Origin of the sequence: Pseudomonas lactucae, from assembly GCF_016937615.1 — a bacterium.
Taxonomy (GTDB): domain Bacteria; phylum Pseudomonadota; class Gammaproteobacteria; order Pseudomonadales; family Pseudomonadaceae; genus Aquipseudomonas; species Aquipseudomonas lactucae.
The window spans coordinates 1-22027 of the sequence record NZ_JAFHKI010000085.1; the positions used below are offsets into that span (position 1 = coordinate 1).

The window sequence follows — 22027 nt, forward strand, 5'->3', positions numbered from 1 at the left end:
TGTTAAATCTCCTGAAGCAAACACAGGTCCAATGTGGGAGGGTTACATCAGCGGAATCGAGTAGCTCACGAACAGTCGGTTCTGGTCCTGGTCCCGCGCCACTTCACTGCGCGACACGCCGTTGCGCCAGCCAAACCCGACGTTCTTGAATGTGCCGCTCTGCACCACGTAATCCAGGGAGATGTCCCGTTCCCACTCGCTGGCATCGTTGCCGCTGGCGGTGAGGATATGCTCGCCCTTGAGGTACATCACAGAGGCTTTCAGGCCCGGTACACCGAGGGACGCGAAGTCATAGGCGTATTGGGCGAAAGCGGTCCGCTCGCCGGCCTGGATGAAGGTTTGCACAGTACGGTCGGTGTACAGGTACAGGCTGGCACCGCCCTCGCCCTTGCCCACCAGGCCGCCCTGGTTGAGTTGGGCAAAGTTGCTGTCGTCCGAGACCTGCTGGTAACCGGCGGTAATCGCGTGCGGGCCCAGGGCGTAGATGAACGCCGCGCTCCAGGTGTTGTTGTCGATTTCACCACTGCCGTTCCTGGTGAAGCCCCCCAATTTATACCCTTCGGCACGGCCGGCGGCGCTGCTGTTTTTGCCATCGGCGCTGGTTTTGAAGTAGCGCAGGTCTGTCTTCAGCGAGCCGTATTCGCCCAGCGGCAACACGTGGATCAGCCCGGCGAAGTGTTGCTGGTAATAGTCTTCGAGGTTGGCGTAGTAGTACTGGACCATCAGGTCCTTGGTCAGTTGGTAATCCGCACCGGCGTAGGTGAACTTATTGCTTTCCTGGGTAGCGCCGGCCACTGCCAGGCCGCTGCGATCACTGGAGCCGCGCCCGGTGGCGTGCTGGAGCTGGCCGCCGGTCAGGGTCAGGTTGTCGATGTCCTTGCTGGTGACTTGCCCGCCTTCGAACGACTGCGGCAACAGGCGGCCGTCGTTGCTCACCAGAATCGGCAGGTTCGGGCGCAGGTAGCCGTAGCGTGCTTCGGTCTTGGCGAAGCGTGCCTTGGCCGTCGCGCCTCCACGGGCCCAGTTGTCTGCGGCCTTGCCGTCATCGTTAGGGATCATCGAGCTGCCGACATGGCGACCGCCGCCGCTGTCGAGGGTCACGCCGAGCATGCCGACGGCATCCAGGCCAAAGCCCACCGTGCCATCGGTAAAGCCCGATTGGTAGTTGAGGATAAACGCCTGGCCCCACTCTTCGGTCTTCGACGGCGCGGCGGTGCCGTCGCGGTTATCGTTGTTGAAGTAGAAGTTGCGCATGCTCAGGTTGGCTTTGCTGTCGCTCAGAAAATCCGCAGAGGCCAAGGGGCTCAGGGCAATGCCCAGGCCGCCGGTCAACACGCTCAGTACACTCAAGGTTGCTTTCATCAGGACGAACTCCGGCGCGGAATCCAGGTTCCGGGCGCAAAAAAGGACAGCGGAATGCACGCGACCACACAGAATCGACCGCGGCGTTAAGTACTCGGTGAAGCTCCGTGAAACCTCAGTCGATCAATCCATGAGCGTCATAGAACGGATACGGCCCGGGGTAATCCCCGAACACGCCGTTGTGGCTGACCAACCCCTGTTGCGCATCCCAGCGATGCAACAGATAACCCGCCGGCTCCAGGTTGAAATGCGCGGGCGCGGCGTCTTGCAAATCCAGCACGATCTGATGGGACGTGCCGGGGCACACACAACTGAGGCTGGCGCCGAAGCGCCGCTGCATCGGGCGGTGCAAGTGCCCGCATAACAGGCGTTCGACTTGCGGGTGGCGCGCCACGACTTGTTCCAGGGCGGCGGCATTGATGAACGGCTCGCGGTCCATATGGCCGATACCGCTGATAAACGGCGGGTGGTGCAGGATCAGCAACGTCGGCGCATCGGGACGCAGCGCCAGTTGCTCGTCCAGCCACTGCAACTGGCTGTCCAGCAATTGCCCGCCATGGCCACCGGGAATGGTCGAATCCAGGCCGATCAGGCGCAGCGGATGGTCATCCACCACCCAGTCCAGCGGGCCGTCCGCCGAACGCGGCAAGTAGGCGTGATCGCCGAACGCAGCCAGCAGCGGCCCGCGCGTATCGTGGTTGCCGGGCACCAGGTAGCACGGCATGTGCAGGCGCGAAAGCTCGGGGTGCAGCACGGCGTATTCATCGGGGCGACCGAAGTCCACCAGGTCGCCGCTGACCACCACGATATCGGGGCGTGGATGACTGGCGTTGAGGTGGTCGACGGCACGGCGCAGCGCGCCCAGGGTATCGACCACGCCATAGGTCAGGCGCTGGCCGGCTTTAAGGTGCAGGTCGCTGATCTGTGCGACAACAAATGGACGATTCACAAACAGACTCTCACGCATTCAGGGTGAACAACATGTGCGGCGCGATCGCCAGGGCAATCGGCGCGCCGACGGCGTACAACTGGTGGTCGCTGCTGTCCACCAGCAACGGCTGCGGGCCGCCCACCTCCACCAGCAGGCGGCTTTGTGCGCCCTGGAAAAACTGCGCGAGCAGATGGCCGTGCAGGTGCCCTTCGCCCTCCATCACCCGCAGGTGTTCGGGGCGGCAGTACACTGTGGCGGGTGGATTGGCCGCGTGCCACGGCAACACACCGCCGCAGACTTTCAATCCGTGGGCCGACTGCTCCAGCACCTGAAAGGCATTCAGGTTGCCGACGAAACCGGCGACAAACGCATTCGCCGGTTTCTGGTAGATGTCCCGTGGGCTGGCCAATTGCGCGACGCGGCCCTGCTCCATCACCAGGATGCGATCACCCAGGGCCATGGCTTCGCCCTGGTCGTGGGTCACAAACACCGAGGTGATGCCCAGGCCGCGCAGCAGCTCATTGAGCTCACTGCGCAGGCGCTCACGCAGTTGCGCATCGAGGGCGCCAGCGGTTCATCCAGCAACAGCACTTTGGGGCGCGGCGCCAGGGCGCGGGCGAGCGCCACGCGTTGGCGCTGACCGCCAGATAGCTCGTGGATGCTGCGCTGGCCGTGATGCTGCAACCCCACCAGCTCGAGCAATTCGTCGCAGCGCTTGTTGCGCTCCAGCGGCGACATACCGCGAATCTTCAAGCCATAGACGATGTTCCCGGCCACATTCAGGTTGGGAAACAGCGCGTAATTCTGGAACACCATGCCCACGTCGCGACGCTCGATGGGCAGGCGCGTGACGTTCTGGTCAGCAAAAAACACCTGGCCCACATCCGGGCGCTCCAACCCGGCGATCAGGCGCAAGGTGGTGGTTTTGCCACAGCCCGACGGGCCGAGAATCGCCAGGGTTTCGCCGCCTTCGACGGTCAGGTCCAGGTCATGCACGGCCACGGTGCCGTCGGCGAATGCCTTGCGACAGCCTTGCAGGCGGATAGTGATAGCGGTCATCGACGCTCTCCACGGGATAGACGGGCACTGATGGCCTGCAGCGCAATCAGCAGCGGCACGATCATCAGCAAAAAGATCAGGGTGTAGGCACTGGCGATTTCCAGGCGCGCCGAGGCGTAGCTGTCGGCCAGGCCGACCGGCAAGGTCTTGGTCATAGGTGTGTGCAGCATCCAGGTCAGGTTGAACTCACCCAAGGACAAGGTGACCACCATCAGCACCCCCGCCAGGATGCCGGCCCGGCTGTTGGGCACCACCACACTGAAAAAGCGCTTGATCGGCCCCGCGCCCAGGCTGGCCGCCGCCTCTTCCAGTACCGGCAGTGCTGGCGCTGCATCACCGCCATCACCGGGCGCACCAGGAACGGCAAGGTGAACAGCACATGGCCGACGAGGATAAACACCCAACTGCTGCGAAAGGTGCCGAACTGGCCGTAGGTGAGCAGCAACGCCAATGCACTGGCCAGGCCCGGCATCGCCACCGGCAGCACCATCAACTCCTCGAAGGCGCGGCTGAAGCGGTTGTTCATGCGCACCAGGGCGTAGGCCGCCGGCACGCCGATCACGCACACGCACACCGCGCAGGCCACGGCCAGTTGCAGCGACAGCCACACGGTCGGCGAATAGGCCTGCCACACCTGCACCAGCCAATCGACGGTCAGACCGCTGGACAGGCCGACGAAGAAGTTACGCGTCAGCCCGGCGAGCAACGACATCAATACCGGCACCAACATGAAGGCGCATACCAGCAAGGTAAACAGCAGTTGCATGACGAAAAGCGATGAGCGCTTCACAGGACAGTCCCCGCGTTTTTCACCAGGCGCCGCGTGAGCAGCAACACCGCCCAGGTCACCGCGCCCAGTACCACCGACAGCGCGGCGGCGACGGCAAAGTTGGCGTAATTGGTGAACACGTTGTAGATCGCCACCGGGGTGACGTTCAGCCGCGTGCCCAGGGTAAAGGCCGTGCCGAAAGCGCCCATGGACGTGGCAAAACAGATAGCCCCGCACGACGCCAGCGCGGGCGCCAGGCCCGGCACGATCACGTCGCACACCACGCGCCAATGCCCGGCGCCCAGCGAGTGCGCGGCTTCTTCGAGGCTGCGGTCGAGGCTTTCGCACGCGGCCATCACGGTAAGGATCACACGCGGGATCGAGAAGTACAGGTAGCCGACAAACAGCCCGGCCAACGAGTAAGCGAAGATCCAGCGCTCACCGGCCAGTTGCATGCCCAGCGCTGCAAACAGGCCCTGGCGCCCCGCCAACAGAATCACCAGGAAGCCCACCACCACACCGGGAAACGCCAGGGGAAAAGTGAGCAGCGCCACCAACGCCGAGCGCCCGTAAAACTGCTGGCGGGCGAGGAATACGCCGCTGATGCCACCGATCAACAACGCGACCAGCGTCACCACCACCGCCAGTACCAGGGTCTGCCCGAGGCTACCCAGATACTGCGCGCTGCTGAGCACTTGCCAGTAGCCGCTGCCGTGGCTGTCACGGCTTTCGCTGCCCAGCACGATCAAGTGCACAAGCGGCAACAACCAGAACGCCAGCAGCACCGCAAACGCCGGGGCCAAGGCCCAGGCGGCGTGTCTTGCCGATGTGGCCACTTACTTGACCTCGTTCAGGTAACGGGCGGCGAAGGCTTCCTGCACGGCGGCCATCTTCTGGTAGTCCACCACGCCGGCGCGGGCGTAGTCGCTGTCGGGCAGGAATTGCGCGGCCACCTCGGCCGGCATCTGCACCGGGCGTACCGGACGCAGGTAGGCCTTGGCCCACAGCGCCTGGCCAGCATCGGACAACACGAAATCCAGGACCTTTTCGCCATTGGCGCGGTGCGGCGCGTTGGCCACCAGGCTCATCACGTAGGGCACGCTGATGCTGCCTTCCTGGGGGATCACGAAGGCGACGTGGGCGTTGTCTTTGTAGCGTGCGCGGTAGGCGTTGAAGTCGTAGTCCACCAGGATCGGCAACTCGCCGGACAGCACCCGCGCATAAGCGGTTTGCTTGGGCACGATGGGGACGTTTTTCGCCAGTTTCTGGAAGTAGTCGATGGCCGGGGCGAAGTTGTCCAGGTCGCCACCCATTGCGCGGTTGATCGCCACCGCCGACACGTAGCCGACGAACGCGCTGGACGGGTCGAGGTAGCCGACCATGCCTTTGTATTCCGGCTTGAGCAGGTCGGCCCAGCTCTGCGGCACCGGCAGGCCGCCCAACGCATCGACGTTGACCATGATGCCCAGGGTGCCTGAGTGGATTGCGAACCACTGGCCCGCCGGGTCTTTCAGGCCGGCGGGAATCTGCTCCCAACCCTTGGGTTTGTAGCCATCGACCACGCCGGCTTTTTGCGCCTGCAGGCCGAAGGTCACGCCGTAGTACACCACGTCGGCCACCGGTGCGGCTTTCTCCGCCACCAACTGCGCCAGGGACTGGCCGGAGTTCTTGTTGTCCAGCGGCACTTGCACACCGGTGCTGGCAGCGATGGCTTTGAGCTGGGTGCCCCAGTCGGCCCAGTCCGGCGGGCAGTTGTAGCAAATCGCGGTGTCGGCGGCCTGCGCGAGGCTGGCCATGCCACACAACAGCACGGCGGCCAGGGTTTTACGGAATGCGCGCATCAAGGGACTCCTTATGGGGTTGAGTGCTTTCGCCTGGCCGGATATGGCAAGGCAGGCAATGGGAAATCGGATCGTTGCCGGCGATCTGCGCCAGCAGTTGGTCTATTACCGTGCTGGCGAGCAGCGCGATGGGCTGCACCACGCTGCACAGGGTCGGGTGCATCTGGGTGCCTAGGGATATGCCGTCAAAGCCCATCACCGAAAGTCGTTCGGGTACGTGCCAGGCGTTACGGCGCAGTTCGGCAATCAGGCTGATGGCCAGGAAATCGTTGGAGCACACCAGCGCGGTGGGCGCCTCGGGGCCATCGAGCGACGGTTGGATCGCGGCGAAATCGGCCTGGGTGTGGGCCGGCATTTCGATCACCGGGCGGCTCTTGAGGCCATAGGCTTTCATCGCGTCGCAGTAACCGGCATACCGCAGGCGTGCGCGGTCGGACTGCAACGCGGGGCCGGCGACCATGCTGATGCGCCGGTGCCCGGCGTCCAGCAGATACCGCGTGGCCATCGCCATGCCGGCGCGGTTGTCCACCGACACGGCGCTGTAGTTGGGGTTGCTCGGTTGGTGGTAGGCCAGCACGAACGGGGTTTTCTCGGTATTCAGGCTGCTGAGCACATGGTTGCTTTCGGCATCGGTGACGGTCAGCACCAGGCCGTCCACGCGCTGGCGCAGCAGTTCTTCCACCACGCTGCATTCGCGCTCGCTGCTGTAGTCAGTGGTCGCCAGCACCAGGCTATAGCCGCGCAACCGCGCCGCGCGCTCCATGGCCTGGAATTGCTCGGCGAACACCGGGTTGAGCAGGTTGGGCACCACCACACCGATCAGGTTAGTGGTTTGCAGGCGCAGTTGCCGGCCCAACAGGTTGGGACGAAAGCCCAGCTCACGAGCGGCGGCGAACACCTGCTCACGGGTGGCCGGGCGCACCTGCTCGGGGGAGGCAAAGGTGCGGGCGGCGGTGGCGCGGGAGACCCCGGCCAGACGCGCAACGTCTTTCAAATCAGTCATTGTCACTCGCTTGAGATCGATCTCATTGGCGAGAACACTAACGGCGGAATGTGGCAGGAAGGTGGTGGGAAGATGACGGTTTGATGTCAATGTGCCTGATGCACATCGCTCTCAATGTGGGAGGGGGCTGATGTACATCCATGAATAGTCATGCTCCGGGGCTATGCTTGGAAACCGGGTGCGCAAAATCCGCCGGCTAACCTTTCGATCCTGACCAAGTGCGGGCACAATGCGTGTCCTTTTTTGGCAGGCACCGCCGCAGGCTCTCAAAAATGATCAAAACGCCGTACTACCTCATCGATAAACAGAAGCTTCTGGTCAACATGCAGAAGATTGCCTATGTGCGCGAGCAGTCCGGCGCCAAGGCGCTGCTGGCGCTTAAGTGCTTTGCCACCTGGTCGGTGTTCGACCTGATGCAGCAATACATGGACGGCACCACCTCGTCGTCGCTGTATGAGCTCAAGCTCGGTCGCCAGAAGTTCGAAGGTGAGGCGCACGCCTACAGCGTGGCCTGGGCCGACGATGAAATCGAAGAGATGCTCGATAACTGCGACAAGATCATCTTCAACTCCATCAGCCAGTTGCAGCGTTTTGCCGAACGCAGCGAAGGCAAGACCCGTGGCCTGCGCGTGAACCCGCAGGTGAGCAGCTCCGATTACCTGCTGGCCGACCCGGCGCGCCCATTCAGCCGCCTGGGCGAATGGGACCCGGTGAAGATCGAAGGCGTGATCGAGCAGATCTCTGGTTTCATGTTCCACAACAACTGCGAGAACGGCGATTTCAGCCTGTTCGACAAGATGCTCGGCACCATCGAAGAACGCTTCGGCGCACTGCTGCACAAGGTCAAGTGGGTCAGCCTCGGCGGCGGCATCCACTTTACCGGCGAAGGCTATGCGCTGGACGCGTTCTGCGCGCGCTTGAAGGCGTTCTCCGAGAAGTACGGCGTGCAGGTTTACCTGGAACCCGGTGAAGCGGCGATCACCAACAGTGCCTCGCTCGAAGTCACCGTGCTCGACACCCTCTACAACGGCAAAAACCTCGCCGTGGTCGACAGCTCCATCGAAGCTCACCTGCTGGACCTGCTGATCTATCGCCTCAACGCCAAACTGGCGCCGAGCGAGGGTGAACACACCGTCATGGTGTGCGGCAAATCCTGTCTGGCCGGGGACATCTTCGGCGAGTATCAATTCGATCGTCCGCTGGCCATCGGCGATCGGTTGTCGTTCATCGACACCGCGGGCTACACCATGGTCAAGAAAAACTGGTTCAACGGCCTGAAAATGCCGTCCATCGTAGTGAAACAACTCGACGGTACAGTCGAAGTGGTTCGTGAATTTGGTTACGACGACTACCTGTCCAGCCTTTCGTAAGCTGGCGGCTATTAGGAGAAAGAAAGCAATTGAAAAAGAACGTTCTTATCATTGGTGCAGGAGGTGTCGCCAAGGTGGTGGCCCACAAGTGCGCGCAGCACAACGACGAACTCGGTCGTATTGCTATCGCGTCGCGCAACATCTCCAAATGCCAGGCCATCATCGACAGCGTCAAGGCCAAGGGTAGCCTCAAAGTGCCCGCCGATATCCAAGCCTTCGCGCTGAACGCCCTGGACGTGGAAGCGACCAAGGCCCTGATCCGCGAGACCGAATCGCAGATCGTCATCAACGTGGGTTCCGCGTTCCTCAACATGTCGGTCCTGCGTGCCTGCATCGACACCGGCGTCGCGTACCTCGACACCGCCATCCACGAAGAGCCGGGCAAGGTCTGCGAGACCCCGCCGTGGTACGGCAACTACGAGTGGAACCACCTCGAAGAATGCAAGCAGAAGAACATCACCGCAATCCTTGGCGTGGGCTTCGATCCGGGTGTCGTCAACGCGTATGCCGCGCTGGCGCAGCAACAGCATTTCGACCGCATTGATTCGATCGACATTCTCGACGTCAATGCCGGCTCCCATGGCAAGTACTTCGCCACCAATTTCGACCCGGAAATCAACTTCCGCGAATTCACCGGGCAGGTGTGGAGCTGGCAGAACAGCCAGTGGACCAGCAACACCATGTTCGAAGTCAAACGCACCGACGACTTGCCGGTCGTCGGTTCGCAGAACCTCTACCTCACCGGCCACGATGAAGTGCACTCGCTGTCGAAAAACCTCGACGTGCCCAACGTGCGCTTCTGGATGAGCTTCGGCGAGCACTACATCAACGTGTTCACCGTACTGAAAAACCTCGGTCTGCTTTCCGAGAAGCCGGTCACCACCGCCGAAGGCCTGGAAGTGGTGCCGTTGAAAGTGGTCAAGGCGGTGCTGCCCGACCCGTCATCGCTGGCCCCTGGCTACACCGGCAAGACCTGCATCGGCGACCTGGTCAAAGGCACCAAGGACGGCCAGCCGCGTGAGCTGTTCATCTACAACGTGGCCTGCCACGAAGAAGCCTTCGCCGAGACCGACAGCCAGGGCATCTCCTACACCGCAGGCGTTCCACCGGTAGCCGCCGCGCTGCTGGTGGCGCGTGGCGAGTGGGATGTGAAACACATGGCCAACGTCGAGGAACTGCCGGCTGAGCCGTTCCTGAAGGCGTTGGATGTGATGGGGTTGCCGACTCGGATCAAGGACGAGAAAGGTGATCGGGCCTGGGATGCGATTGCCTGATAGGCGATAGCTGACCGAACAAAAAAATGCGCCCTCAGGGGCGCATTTTTTGTTTGGGGTGGGTAGCGATTCCAAGACCGATGAAGATCCAAATGTGGGAGGGGGCTTGCCCCCGATGAGGCCGTTTCAGTTGATGCATCTTTGACTGACAAACTGCTATCGGGGGCAAGCCCCCTCCCACAGGGATAGCACTTCGCCCCAGACTCTCAGAGTTTTCCCACGACTGTTTCAGGTTGTCGCTCGGAACGCGGCTGACTAACCTCTGCGCCGTCGCTGCCAATTCAGCGACCGGATTTGACCGTCCGGCCTTGTTAACGAACTGCTACGCCCTGCACCTATCCCAGGCGTTTTTTTTGTGCCTGAGGTATCGTGTCGCGGCAGTTGTGCGCGGGATACCTTCGGGTATGCCGGGTTCGTTGACAACCGGTCGGTCAACCCGCGTACAGCTGCCACCCTCTTCGTTTGACCGCGAACGCTGGCGGCTCCACTTGTCGACGGAGTTCCACCATGATTAAAGACACCCCAAATCCCCCAGATAAACTCTTCAGCGTGCTTCCCAACCTTGGCACCGAAACCCTGCTGATCAACGCCTCCCAGGACCTATCCTCCATCGCCGACATCGCCACTCACCTGGCCTTTGAAATCGACGGCACCCAACGCAATGTAGCCCTGGGCATCTGCCGCATGCTCGAAGGCGTACAACTGCTGGTGGACAAGGCGCTGGAGATCGCTGACCCGGCGGTTTGAAATTAAAGATCGTTCCCCTGCGCAGAACTTCGCTGCGCAAGGGAAAGGTCATCATCGCTCATAGTTTTGAAAAGCTATTTGATTAACCAGCGTTCTGTTGAGCCAAAAAAGATCGGACATGCAGGTTCGGCGTCGGCTGAAACCTGATCATCGAATGAAAGCAACGCATATTTTTGGCCAGCTGCTTGTATGAACGTTAGCGTCCCGCAATTATCGACTCTGAACGTATAAATAGCGCGAACGCTAGAACCTCGAGCACCGTCAACTTTCTCTAACTCCACACTAACACTCTTGGCCTCGCCCTCTTTTCCAATACCTGAAAGCGTATATGAGTTACCTTTTTTCTTCGTAATAGAACCTATCTTTTCTGAGATTTGTATGTTGTTCGCCGCAAAACTGTTCGAACAGGCGAAGGCTACAACAATCGCACCTAAAAACTTCATATTCAAAATACATTCTTCCTTGATAAGAGCCCGGCATAGCCGGAGATATATAACCCTATCGCTAACATTTAGCGATTTGATCACCCTCATAAAACGCTATCAAAATGCCATCAATTTGTCTAATTGAATAGTGCGCTGCAAGGATCTGCAGAGCACTCCAGCCATCAAAACACCGACCACCCAATCCGCTCACTCAACAATTCCAACGCCCTGATCCCCGCCAGCGAGTTCCCCGCCGCGTTCAGCTCCGGCGACCACACGCACACCGTGAACTGTCCCGGCACCACCGCGACAATCCCTCCACCTACTCCGCTCTTGCCCGGCAACCCAACGCGATAGGCGAAGTTACCCGCCTCGTCATACAGCCCGCTGGTGGCCATGATCGAGTTGACTTGCTTGGTCTGGCGCGCCGTGAGGATCTGCTCGCCGCTGTGGGCGCTGGTGCCTTCGTTGGCGAGGAAGCTGAAGGCCTTGGCCAGGTCCAGGCAGCTCATCTGCAAGGCGCAGTAGTTGAAGTAGCTGTGCAGCACCGCGTCCACGTCGTTATGGAAGTTGCCGAAGGACTTCATCAGGTAGGCCATGGCCGCGTTGCGTGCGCCGTGCTGGGCTTCGGAGTCGGCGACGACGCTGTTGACCAGGATCTGCGGGTTGCCCGACAGGCGCCGCACAAAGTCGCGCATCGACAGGATCGGTACGGCGAAGCGCGACTGGTTGATGTCGCAGATCACCAATGCGCCGGCGTTGATGAAGGGATTGCGCGGGCGGCCGCGCTCGAACTCCAGTTGCACCAGGGAGTTGAACGGTTGCCCCGAAGGCTCATGGCCCAGGCGCTCCCAGATGCTTTCGCCGCCGTGGTCGATGGCCTGCACCAGGCTGAACACCTTGGAAATGCTCTGCACCGAGAACAGCGTATCGGCGTCGCCGGCGCGGTAGGCCGAGCCGTCGTTGCCGTACACGGCGATACCCAGTTGGTTGGCCGGTACATCGGCCAGCGCGGGAATGTAATCGGCAACTTTGCCGAGGCCGATCAGTGGGCGCACTTCGTCGAGGATCGACTCCAGCAGCGCCTGCATGTCTTGTCCGGTCATCTTGGTTTGGATCAGTGGTTGGCGGGGCGCGCAGGATACTTCAATGCGCGCGGAAGCCCCACACAATCTCTACTACCCGCTCGGCCACCACCAGATAAACCAGGATCAGCAACAGCTGCAAGGCCAGGTGATAACGCAGCTTGGCCAGCCGGCGAATACCATCGCTCACGTTCAAGAACATCAACACCGTGGACAGGATGACCAACCCCCACCCCGCCACATCGGACGCAAACACGCCGATAAACAGGTGCTGTTGGCCGATTACCGCGTTGGTGCCCGCCGCAAACAGCAACGCACACACCAGCAGGTTTTTCACATTGTCGAAGACCTGCGTACTCAGGTCGTTTTCCAGCAACGCTAAATATCGCGTCCATAACGTGCGCATAGGTCAGTACCGGGTAGGGATCGCTCGTCAGTCAAAGTAGTTCAATTGCCCCCGCACCGCTCGCCGTCCGGCGAGAATGGCCTGCCCCCTCGCGACAGGTCGGTGTTGCCCCCATCAAAAATGCGCCACATCCGACACTCGCTCATCCAGCACATCCCGTGCCAGCGCCCATGCCTGGTCTTTGGACTCCACCACCAGCAACGGATAGCCCCAGGCCTTGCCGAACATCGCCGCAAACGGTCTGAGTGCCAAGCGTTTAGCAGCGCTGGGTTCTACCTGGATCATGCCTTTGACGAACATGTGCAAGGCCTGTCGGTGTTTCTTCATCCAGATCGAGGCTTGCTTGCGCTGCTCATGGGAATGTTCGTGATTATTTTCGTCCACGGCTTTTTCGTGCAGCAGCAGGAAGGATTGCTGCCGTGCCAACAGCTCTTCAAAGATCCGGAAGGCGTCCTCCGGCCCGCCTTGGCTCGGGGCATCGAAGACGATTTTCACCACAGGGAACGCTGTACTGTCGAGTCGCATGGCAAAGCTCCTAAATGAGAGTAGATCTCAATATAAAGCTCGAACCACTGGACGGCATTGCACAGAATAGCCAGACTATTTCGCAATCCGGCCAACCTGCGATCACCGCCATGAAGCACCACCGCCTCGATCTGCTAGACCCGGCGACGGCCAAGGACGCCGACCTGTTCCCCCGCACCGTGGTGGCCGTGGGCGCAACCAGCACGTCGGACGCCTGGGAACATGCCCAGCACACCCACCGCAAGGGCCAGTTGATGTACACCCTGCGTGGGGTCATCCACTGCGAAATCGAAGCGGGGATCTGGATCGTGCCGCCCCAGTGCGCACTGTGGATTCCCGGCGGCACGCCGCATTCGGCACGCGGCTCCGGCACGGCGCAAGTGTATTGCCTGCTGATCGAGCCTGATGCCGCCCGCGCACTGGCGCCACGCTGCTGCACCCTGGCGGTGTCGGGCCTGCTGCATGAATTGCTCAGCAAGGTCGTGAGTTTTCCGCAGTTATATGACGAGACCGGCCCCCAGGGGCGCTTGATCAACACGTTACTGGATGAACTGGCCGCCGCGCCGGTCGAAGCCCTGCACCTGCCCATACCCCAGGACGCACGCTTGCGCCGCCTGGCCAATAGCCTGCTGGCCAACCCCACCGACAAAGCCACCCTGGGCCAGTGGGCGGTGCGCATCGGCATGAGCGAACGCAGCATGACCCGCCTGTTACTGAAGGAACTGGGCCTGAGCTTCGGCCGCTGGCGCCGGCAGTTGCATGTAATCCTGTCCCTGCAACGGTTGGCCAAGGGTGAAAGTGTGCAACGGGTGGCGCTGGATCTGGGTTATGAAAACGCCAGCGGCTTCATCACCATGTTCCGTAAGGCGGTGGGCCAGCCGCCGGCGCGTTACTTGGCGGACCGTGCCGGGGTGCCCAGCGCAACCAGTCAAACCATTGCGCTGAAAGACGCCGACTGAATTCATCGAAGTGTGCAAAAAGCGACCTAAGCTCAGGCCTAAAGATTATTTATCGAATGGTTTTTAGAACTTTACGCTTGGTCCAATTTCGTTGAACATCAAGCGTGCCATGTCCCTACGTCGTCCCCTCGCAGCTGTCTTCGGGTTGTTGGCCTTGTCTCTCAGCGTGAGCGTGCAAGCCCAGGAAACCCTGCGCATCGGTTACCAAAAATCCTCGACCTTGATCACCCTGCTCAAAACCCAGGGGGCACCCTGGAAAAAGCCCTCAAGACTGACAACATTGATGTGAGCTGGCACGAATTCCCCAGCGGCCTGCCGCTGCTCGAAGCACTGAATGTGGGCAATGTGGACATCAGCGCCGACGTCGCCGACACCGTGCCGATCTTCGCCCAGGCCGCCCAGGCCAAGCTCACCTACTTCGCCCAGGAAGCGCCCTCGCCTTCGGCCCAGGCCATCGTGGTGCGCAAGGACTCGCCGATCCAGCAACTGGCGGATTTGAAGGGCAAGAAAATCGCCGTGACCAAGGCGGCCGGCACCCACTACCTGCTCATCGCCGCGCTGAATAAAGCCGGCCTGGCCTTCGCGGATATAGAACCTGCGTACCTGTCACCCGCCGACGGTCGCGCAGCGTTCGAGAACAATAAGGTCGACGCCTGGGTCACCTGGGAACCCTTCCTCACCAGCGTGCAGCGACAACTGCCGACACGCACCCTGGCCGATGGCGCGGGGCTGGCGAGTTACAAGCGCTATGACCTGACCGGTACGCCTTACGCGAAGGCGCATCCGCAGGTGTTGAAAGTGGTGTATGCGCAGTTGGAACAGGCCGGACAATGGGTGAAAAACCATCCGCAGGAGGCGGCAAAAGTGCTGGCGCCGTTGTGGGGCAACCTGGATGTGGCCACGGTGGAAGCGGCGAATGCGCACCGCAGCTATCAGGTGCAACCGGTGACGGTGGACCAGTTGGGGGAACAGCAGAAGATTGCCGATGCGTTCTTCAAGGCGGGGTTGTTGCCCAGGGCGGTGGATACGAAAGATGTGCAGACGTGGAAGCCTGGAAACTGAACACGGTTAAAAAATGTGTGAGGGGGCTTGCTCCCTCCCACATTGGATTTGCATATGGCGTTAGAGAAGTGTACGGGCCAGGGCCTTTTTCCATTCTAAATAGCGCCCTGCCATCGCCGGGTCATCCTGCGGCTCGAAGCGCTCGCGCTGGCGCTCCAACTGCTCCAGTGCATCATCACTCGCCCACACTCCCAACGCCCGCCCGGCCAGATGCGCCGCGCCCAGCGCCGACACTTCCGGCGACAGGCTGCGCACTACCGGACGTTGCAGCAGGTTGGCCAGAAACTGCATCAGCCAGCGGTTGCGTGTGGCGCCGCCGTCGACCCACAGTTCCTTCAGCGGGGTGCCGATGTCCTGCTGCATCGCGTCGAACACATCGCGAATCTGATAGCCGATGGACTCCAGCGACGCGCGCAAAATATGCGCGCCGGACGTGGCTTCAGTCAGCCCACAGATCAACCCACGCGCATCGGCTTGCCAATGCGGCGCGCCCAGCCCGGACAGCGCCGGCACAAAGTACACGCCGCCGTTATCCGGCAGTTGCGCGGCCTGCTCGGTCAAGGCGTCCAGGGAGTCCCCGGCCACCAGGCGCGAGGCCCATTGCACGGCGGCGCCGGTGTGGACGATGTTGCCTTCCATGCCGAACGTGGGTTTCACGCCGTCATGCCAGGCCAGGGTGGTCGACAAACCATGGGGGGACGCAATCGCGCCGCTCATGGGCGTCATCAACGACGAGCCGGTGCCGAGGGTGGCCTTGACCAACCCCGGCGCAAAACCGCCCTGCCCGTAGAGCGCGGCGTGGGAGTCGCCGATCATCGACATGATCGGGATGCCGGCGGGCAAGCCGCCCAACGCTACGGTGTCGGCGAAGCATCCAGCGCTGGCCTGGATCGGTGCCAGCGCGGCCAACGGGATGGCGAACAGGTCCAGCAATTGCGGGTCCCAGGCGCAGGTGTGCAAGTTGAACAGTTGCGTGCGCGACGCATTGGAGTAGTCGGTGGCGAACACCTGACCGCCGCTGAGTTGCCATAGCAGCCAACTGTCGACGGTGCCCAGGCAGATCTCACCGGCAGCGGCGCGAGCATGGCCGTTGTCCAGGTGGTCGAGAATCCAGCGGAACTTACCGGCGGAAAACATCGGGTCGAGGGCCAGCCCGGTTTTTTCCAGGATCAGCGCTTCATGCCCTTGCGCGTGCAGTTCGGCGCACAACGCCGTGGAGCGTCGGCACTGCCAGCTGATGCACGGCGACAGCGGTTCGCCACTGCGCCGGTCCCAGGCCACCACCGATTCACGCTGGTTGCTGATCGCCAATGCGGTGATCGGCCGGTCCACCTGGGCCAGGCAATCTTCAATCGCGGCCAGGGTGCTGTGCCAGATAAACAGCGGGTCCTGTTCGGAAAAACCGGCCTGGGGATGGCTGACGCTCAATGGCCGCGAACCCCGCGCGACCACTTGCCCCCGTTCGTTGACCAGCACCGCCTTGGCGTTGCTGGTGCCTTCGTCAATCGCCAGGATCAGTGGAGTGTGGGTATTCATGGGGTCACCGCAACCGAGTGGCAGCCGCCACAATCCCAGCCGCGTCGATGTTATGCAAGGCGCGTGTCGGTTCGCGCGCACCGGCGGCGGCGTATTCGCCATCGCCGATGCCCAGGCGGATCAAAGGGATGCCCAGCCCGGCCTCGGCCAGCACTTCGGCGACCAGGCTGCCGACGCCGCCGTTGATGTTGTGTTCTTCCACGCTGATGACCGCGCGAGTGCCACTGAGGGCGCTGAGCAACACGTCGCGCTGCAAGGGCCGGATCGACGACAGGTTGATCACCTGCGCCTGAATGCCCTGCCCGGCCAATGCCTCGGCCGCGTCCACCGCTTCATGCACCACCGAGCCCAGGGCCACGATGCTCACGTCGGCGCCGTGGCGCAGGATATCCACCTGGCCGGGTGTGAATTGATAGTCAGCGCCGTGCACGTCCGGCAAGGCTTTGCCGTCGAGACGGATATACACCGGGCCGTGGTAACGCAAGGCGTAATCGATAATCTGCCGGCATTCAATGGCATCCGCCGGAGCGAATATCTGCACATTGCCGAACCCGCGCATCACCGAAATATCGTCGAGGCTGTGGTGGGTGCTGGCCAATGGACCGTAGCTGGTGCCGGCGTTGAGGCCGAACATCTTCACATTGGCCTGGTTGTAGCAAACGTCGACCTTGATCTGCTCATTGGCGCGCGAGATCAAAAACGGCGCGGCGTTGCAGGTGGCGGCGATCTTGCCGCCCAGGGCCAGCCCGGCCGCGACGCTCACCAGCGACTGCTCGGCAATGCCGACGTTGATCAAGCGTTCGGGAAAACGCTGGGCAAACGGGCCGATCTTGGCCGTGGAGGTGGAGTCGCTGACCACCGGCACCACGTCCAGCCCGGCATCGACCGCGTCAATAAAGGCCTGCACCATGACGCTCGCCAAATGTTCACTCGCCATGGTTCAACTCCTCCAGTGCCGCGTTGATTTCATCACCCTTGGGCACGCGGTGGTGCCATTCGGGACGGGCCTCGATAAACGACACGCCCTTGCCTTTGATGGTGTGGGCGATCAGCACCTGGGGCGCGCCGGTCTGGGTCTGCATGTTTTCCAGGGTGTGGATCAGCTGGCCCACGTCGTTGCCGTCGCACTCGCTGACGCTGAAGCCGAAGGCCGCCCATTTCACGTCCAGCGGGTCGAGCGGCATGATGTCCGCGGTCAGTCCCGCCAGTTGCAGTTTGTTTTTGTCGACGATCACAAACAGGTTATCCAGCCCGTACTTGGCGGCCGCCATTGCCGCTTCCCAGTTGGAACCTTCAGCCAGCTCGCCGTCGCCGGTCAGCACGTAGATGCGCTTTTGGCTGCCGGACATTTTCGCCGCCAGGGCCAGCCCTACCGCCACTGGCAAGCCGTGGCCGAGGGCGCCGGTGTTGAGTTCGATGCCGGGGGTTTTCTGGCGCACCGGGTGGCCGGGCAAGTGCGAATTGAAGTGCTGATACGTCGGCAACCACGCCTCGGGGATATAGCCCGCCTGCGCCAGGCAGCAGTACAGACCGCCGACGCCGTGGCCCTTGCTCTGGATATAAATATCGCGCTCGGGGTCTTCGGTACGTTCCGGGCCGGTGTTGAGGATGCGGAAATACAGGGTGGCGAGGATGTCGGTTTCCGACAGGTCCGCCCCAGTGTGGCCGCCGGCCGGTGAATCGGCGTTCAGGCGGATCACATGGCGGCGGATCAGGCGGGCCTGTTCCTTGATCTGGTGGACGTCGTACTGGAAGGCATTCATGCAGCGGCTCCTGTGGGGCTGACCACGTGAGTTGAAAGTGCCGAAAACTGTATTTGAATATTTATTCAGTAGTGACAATATATTTCTATTTAGACGCCGATCTTCCGCGCGGTCAAGTGAGCGATCGGTGTAAAAATGAAAAAAGCCGAAGAGATATCACTCGGACAAACGGGCAAAATCCCACAGGAGCCGGTCTATACCGTGGCTTTGCGCGCCGATAAAACCCCGTTTTAAAGACCTACCTGAAAAATTAAGCGCTTGACTTTGCCACGGTGTCACTGGAATCTGAATTAACAGTCAGGCACGCATAAATATTCAAGCGACCTGAAAGCACTCCAAAAAAAATAACTCAGGAGAACACTGTGGACGCCAAAGCGATTGTCCAGCACCCGGACGAACTCAAGCCGCCACCCCGCCCCCGCCTGGTAAAACTGCTGCCCAGCAATATCGGCGGCCCGTTGATTGGCCTTGTGCTGCTGGTGCTGGTCTTCTCCTTCAGCTCCGAATTCTTCTTCTCCTTGCGCAATGGCCTGAACATTCTTGATCAGGTCACGGTGCTGGGCATCCTGGCGATTGGCATGACGGCGGTGATCGTGATCGGCGGCATCGATCTGTCGGTCGGTTCGGTGCTGGCCTTCTCGATGATGATGCTCGGCTGGCTCTATCAGGACCAGGCGGTGCCGCTGGGCTTTGCGATTCCGATCTCGATAGCCACCGGCATGCTGGCCGGGCTGGTGTCCGGCGGGTTGATCACCTACGCCAAGTTGCCGCCGTTCATTGCCACGCTGACCATGATGTCGGTGGCCCGCGGCCTGGCGAACATCCTCACCGAAGGCCGGCAGGTCGTCGGTTTTCCAGAGTGGTTTACCCGCCTGGCCACGGTGCGGCATTTCGGCTTTTTGTCGGCCACTGTCGGGCTGTTCCTGGTGATGCTGCTGGTGGCCTGGGTGTTCCTGCGCTTTCGCGCCGGTGGCCGCAACCTCTACGCCATGGGCGGCAGCCCGGAAGTGGCGCGCCTGTCCGGCATCAAGGTGCGCGCAATTACCTTGTGGGTGTACGCCATCAGCGGCGCCCTCGCCGGGATCGCCGCCGTAACCCTGGCCGCACGCCTGGACTCGTCGCAACCGAGTGCGGGTTTGAGCCTGGAACTGGACGCCATCGCCGCCGTGGTCATCGGCGGCGCCAGCCTCAGCGGTGGCGTCGGCAGCATCGGCGGCACCCTGGTCGGCGTGCTGATCATTGGCGTGTTGCGCAATGGCCTCAACCTGCTGGGCGTCTCGCCCTTTATTCAACAAGTGGTGATCGGCGTGGTCATCGCCCTCGCCGTCACCATCGATACCTTGCGACGCCGTACCAGCACTGCCCGTTAGACCTGTTCGACAGTTGACACCCTCCAACAATAAAACCAGGAGTCACCGACATGTTCAGCCCCAAGAAATTGCTTATCGCTACCGCCCTGGCTGCCGCCACCCTCACCGCTGCCGGCACCACCTGGGCCAAGGACCTGACCATCGGCCTGGCCGTGGCCAACCTTCAGGCCGACTTCTTCAACCAGATCAAGCAATCGGTGGAAGCCGAGGGCAAGGCCAAGGGGATCAAGGTGATCACCGTGGACGCCCAGGGCAACTCCTCCACCCAGGTCAGCCAGATTGAAGACTTGATCACCCGCCAGATCGATGTGCTGATCTACATTCCGGCCGGCGCCACCGCCGCCGGTGTACCGGTGAAAGCCGCCAAGGCCGCCGGCATCCCGGTGATCGCCGTGGACCGCAACGCCCCCGACGCACCGGGCGATACCTTCATCGCCAGCGACAGCGTGGCCGGCGCCAAGACCCTGGCCGAATACGTGGGCAAAATCACCGACGGCAAAGGCCGCATCGCGATTCTGCAAGGTCAGATCGGCACCACCCCCGAGAACGATCGCGCCAAAGGTTTTGCCGAGGGCCTCAAAGCCTTCCCGGACCTCAAGGTCGTGGCCCAGCAACCGGCCGAATGGGCGCAGGACAAAGGCTTCGCCGTAGCCCAGGACCTGCTCCAGCGTGACCCGAACATTACCGTGTTCTTCGGCCGCGCCGATGCCATGGCGCTGGGCGCCGCACAAGCGGTCAAGGTCGGCAACCTCGATCACAAAGTGGTGATCGTCGGCTTCGACGGCGACGTCGCCGGGCTCAAGGCCGTGGAAAGCGGCGTGCTCAATGCGACCATGACCCAGCAGACCCAGAAAATGGGGCGCCTGGCAGTGGCGTCGGCCATCGACTTGAAAGCCGGCAAAACCCTGCCCAAGGAGCAACTGCTGCCCACCGTGCTGACCACCAAAGAAAACGTCGCGCCGTTCCTGCAACAGCACCCGTAACCCTGGGAGGTCGTCATGCACGCAGCAGCTCTGGACACAGCCGCCGATGCGGTGCTGTGCCTGCGCAACATCAGCAAGGCCTATGGCCCGGTGCAGGTGTTGTCGCAGGTGAATGTGGATATTCGCCCCGGTGAAGTGCTGGCCCTGCTCGGCGAGAACGGTGCGGGCAAGTCGACCTTGTCGTCGATCATTGCCGGCCTCGTACAACCCGAGGTCGGCGCCAGCATGACCTGGCTGGGCGCGCCCTATGCGCCCGCCTCGCCGGGGGCGGCCCTGGGCGCCGGTATCGGCCTGATCCACCAGGAAATCCGCCTGCTGCCGCAACTGTCGATCGCCGAGAATATCTTCGTCGGGCGCCTGCCCATGCGTCACGGGCGGGTGGACCGCGCCTACATCGAGGCCCAGGCGCAGATCCAGCTGGAGCGCCTGGGGCTCAAGGTACCGGCGTCGCGCAAGGTCGAAGGCCTGAGCGTGGCGGCCCAGCAACTGGTGGAAATCGCCAAGGCGCTGACTCTCAAGGCGCGCTTGTTGATCCTCGATGAACCCACCGCTGCGTTGGGCGGCGAGGAAACCGAGTTGTTGTTCCAGCAGGTGGAGCGGCTCAAGGCCGAAGGCGTGTCGTTTATCTATATCAGCCATCGCCTGGAAGAAATCGCGCGCATTGCCGACCGTGTATTGGTGCTGCGCGACGGGCACCAGATCGCTTTGCATGCCACTGCGCAAGTGCCGGTGCGTGAGCTGGTGGAGCAGATGGTCGGGCGCAGCCTGGAGCGGATTTTCCCCACCCTGCAACCGCCGCAGGACAAGGTCATGTTGCAGGTCAAGGACATGCGTTGCCGCGAGTTTGCCTTGCACGGCATCGACTTCAGCGTGCGTGCCGGTGAGGTGTTCGGCATTGCCGGCGTGGTCGGCGCCGGGCGGACCGAACTGGTGCGCACCCTGGCCGGCGCGGCTCAGGACATTCAAGGTCAGCTGCTGTTGGACGGCGAGGTGCGCCAGCTGCGCAGCCCCTTTGAAGCGATCCAGGCCGGCGTGGTGCTGGTGCCCGAAGACCGCAAGCAACAAGGCGTGGTGGTGGAACATCGCATCGAAGACAACCTGATCTACGGCAACACCGACCTGCTGGATAAACGCGGCTGGGTGCTGCCTGCCCCGCTGCGCGAATTCGCGCGCACGGCGGTGGCGCGCCTGGGCGTGAAAGGTGCGCCGCAGTCGCGGATTTCCAGCTTGTCCGGGGGTAACCAGCAGAAGGTGATCATTGCCAAATGGCTGGCGCGCAATCCCAAGGTGTTCATTCTGGATGAGCCTACACGCGGCATTGACGTGGGCGCGCGGGCGCGATCTATGAGGTGATCGCGGACCTGGCGGCCAAGGGCATGGCGGTGATTGTGGTGAGCTCGGACCTGGATGAAGTGCTGGGGTTGTCCCATCGGGTGATGGTGATGAGCCGGGGGCGGCAGATGGGAATCCTGGAGCGCGGCGAGGCCACACCGGTTTCAGTCATGGAAATGGCCACCGCCTAACTAAAGCCCTACAGAGATTCAAATGTGGGAGGGG

The 22027-nt window shown here is 61.9% G+C and carries 18 protein-coding genes and 4 pseudogenes; 8 read left to right on the forward strand and 14 right to left on the reverse strand.

Annotated features, from left to right (window positions below):
• Positions 1 to 42 precede the first annotated feature (42 nt).
• The 7 genes and pseudogenes from JWR98_RS16365 to JWR98_RS16395 form a co-directional block, all read right to left on the reverse strand.
• The gene (locus JWR98_RS16365) at positions 43 to 1362 is read right to left on the reverse strand and encodes an OprD family porin (RefSeq protein WP_078733588.1); all 1320 of its coding nucleotides are present in this window, start codon (positions 1360 to 1362) and stop codon (positions 43 to 45) included.
• 115 nt (positions 1363 to 1477) lie between these two features.
• Positions 1478 to 2311 carry a metallophosphoesterase gene (locus JWR98_RS16370; protein WP_205490549.1) on the reverse strand — a complete coding sequence of 278 codons (834 nt, stop codon included), beginning with the start codon at positions 2309 to 2311 and terminating at the stop codon, positions 1478 to 1480.
• Positions 2312 to 2321: 10 nt separating this feature from the next.
• Positions 2322 to 3352, reverse strand: a pseudogene (locus tag JWR98_RS30260) (ABC transporter ATP-binding protein).
• Positions 3349 to 4142: pseudogene (locus JWR98_RS16380) on the reverse strand (ABC transporter permease). The pseudogenes JWR98_RS30260 and JWR98_RS16380 overlap by 4 nt, the downstream one beginning before the upstream one ends.
• Positions 4139 to 4957, reverse strand: coding sequence for an ABC transporter permease (locus tag JWR98_RS16385; protein WP_078733591.1), 819 nt, complete (start codon positions 4955 to 4957; stop codon positions 4139 to 4141). The pseudogene JWR98_RS16380 and the gene JWR98_RS16385 overlap by 4 nt, the downstream one beginning before the upstream one ends.
• Entirely contained in the window at positions 4958 to 5962 is a 1005-nt protein-coding gene (locus JWR98_RS16390) for an ABC transporter substrate-binding protein (RefSeq protein ID WP_205490550.1), read from the reverse strand. It abuts the gene before it with no gap.
• The gene (locus JWR98_RS16395; RefSeq protein WP_205490551.1) at positions 5946 to 6965 is read right to left on the reverse strand and encodes a LacI family DNA-binding transcriptional regulator; all 1020 of its coding nucleotides are present in this window, start codon (positions 6963 to 6965) and stop codon (positions 5946 to 5948) included. The genes JWR98_RS16390 and JWR98_RS16395 overlap by 17 nt, the downstream gene beginning before the upstream one ends.
• Before the next feature lie 272 nt (positions 6966 to 7237).
• Between JWR98_RS16395 and JWR98_RS16400 the strand changes: the two genes are divergently transcribed.
• The 3 genes from JWR98_RS16400 (at position 7238) to JWR98_RS16410 (ending at position 10356) form a co-directional block, all read left to right on the forward strand.
• Positions 7238 to 8335, forward strand: coding sequence for a carboxynorspermidine decarboxylase (locus JWR98_RS16400; protein ID WP_078733594.1), 1098 nt, complete (start codon positions 7238 to 7240; stop codon positions 8333 to 8335).
• Between the two features lie 29 nt (positions 8336 to 8364).
• The gene (locus JWR98_RS16405) at positions 8365 to 9609 is read left to right on the forward strand and encodes a saccharopine dehydrogenase family protein (protein ID WP_205490553.1); all 1245 of its coding nucleotides are present in this window, start codon (positions 8365 to 8367) and stop codon (positions 9607 to 9609) included.
• 507 nt (positions 9610 to 10116) lie between these two features.
• Positions 10117 to 10356: a DUF6124 family protein gene (locus tag JWR98_RS16410; RefSeq protein WP_205490556.1), complete on the forward strand. Its 240-nt coding sequence runs from the start codon at positions 10117 to 10119 to the stop codon at positions 10354 to 10356.
• Between the two features lie 74 nt (positions 10357 to 10430).
• On the opposite strand, the gene JWR98_RS16415 is transcribed toward JWR98_RS16410, so the two are convergent.
• From JWR98_RS16415 to JWR98_RS16430, 4 genes are all read right to left on the reverse strand, one after another.
• Positions 10431 to 10805 carry a hypothetical protein gene (locus tag JWR98_RS16415; RefSeq protein WP_143480877.1) on the reverse strand — a complete coding sequence of 125 codons (375 nt, stop codon included), beginning with the start codon at positions 10803 to 10805 and terminating at the stop codon, positions 10431 to 10433.
• Between the two features lie 158 nt (positions 10806 to 10963).
• Entirely contained in the window at positions 10964 to 11872 is a 909-nt protein-coding gene (gene glsB, locus JWR98_RS16420; protein WP_003174506.1) for a glutaminase B, read from the reverse strand.
• A 55-nt stretch (positions 11873 to 11927) separates the two neighbouring features.
• A complete protein-coding gene (locus JWR98_RS16425) occupies positions 11928 to 12272 on the reverse strand; it encodes a hypothetical protein (RefSeq protein WP_078733598.1) in 345 nt (114 codons plus the stop codon).
• A 114-nt stretch (positions 12273 to 12386) separates the two neighbouring features.
• Positions 12387 to 12797 (reverse strand): hypothetical protein, encoded by a 411-nt coding sequence (locus JWR98_RS16430; RefSeq protein ID WP_078733599.1) that lies wholly within the window; start codon positions 12795 to 12797, stop codon positions 12387 to 12389.
• A gap of 110 nt (positions 12798 to 12907) precedes the next feature.
• Between JWR98_RS16430 and JWR98_RS16435 the strand changes: the two genes are divergently transcribed.
• Entirely contained in the window at positions 12908 to 13756 is an 849-nt protein-coding gene (locus JWR98_RS16435) for an AraC family transcriptional regulator (RefSeq protein ID WP_205490565.1), read from the forward strand.
• Between the two features lie 109 nt (positions 13757 to 13865).
• Positions 13866 to 14818, forward strand: a pseudogene (locus JWR98_RS16440) (aliphatic sulfonate ABC transporter substrate-binding protein).
• A 60-nt stretch (positions 14819 to 14878) separates the two neighbouring features.
• Here the strand turns inward: JWR98_RS16440 and JWR98_RS16445 are convergent.
• Genes JWR98_RS16445 through JWR98_RS16455 form a run of 3 tightly spaced genes read right to left on the reverse strand, consistent with a single transcriptional unit; the run spans position 14879 to position 18117 of the window.
• Complete coding sequence (locus JWR98_RS16445; RefSeq protein WP_205490559.1) at positions 14879 to 16354, reverse strand: FGGY family carbohydrate kinase; 1476 nt, start codon at positions 16352 to 16354, stop codon at positions 14879 to 14881.
• Positions 16355 to 16358: 4 nt separating this feature from the next.
• Positions 16359 to 17291 (reverse strand): transketolase family protein, encoded by a 933-nt coding sequence (locus JWR98_RS16450; RefSeq protein ID WP_205490561.1) that lies wholly within the window; start codon positions 17289 to 17291, stop codon positions 16359 to 16361.
• Positions 17281 to 18117: a transketolase gene (locus tag JWR98_RS16455; protein WP_205490563.1), complete on the reverse strand. Its 837-nt coding sequence runs from the start codon at positions 18115 to 18117 to the stop codon at positions 17281 to 17283. The genes JWR98_RS16450 and JWR98_RS16455 overlap by 11 nt, the downstream gene beginning before the upstream one ends.
• 362 nt (positions 18118 to 18479) lie before the next feature.
• Between JWR98_RS16455 and JWR98_RS16460 the strand changes: the two genes are divergently transcribed.
• The 3 genes and pseudogenes from JWR98_RS16460 to JWR98_RS16470 all read left to right on the forward strand — a co-directional run bounded on the left by JWR98_RS16460 (position 18480) and on the right by JWR98_RS16470 (position 21993).
• The gene (locus JWR98_RS16460; RefSeq protein WP_205490564.1) at positions 18480 to 19487 is read left to right on the forward strand and encodes an ABC transporter permease subunit; all 1008 of its coding nucleotides are present in this window, start codon (positions 18480 to 18482) and stop codon (positions 19485 to 19487) included.
• Positions 19488 to 19537: 50 nt separating this feature from the next.
• Positions 19538 to 20470 (forward strand): sugar ABC transporter substrate-binding protein, encoded by a 933-nt coding sequence (locus JWR98_RS16465; protein ID WP_003174516.1) that lies wholly within the window; start codon positions 19538 to 19540, stop codon positions 20468 to 20470.
• 15 nt (positions 20471 to 20485) lie between these two features.
• Positions 20486 to 21993, forward strand: a pseudogene (locus JWR98_RS16470) (sugar ABC transporter ATP-binding protein).
• The last annotated feature ends 34 nt before the right edge of the window (positions 21994 to 22027 follow it).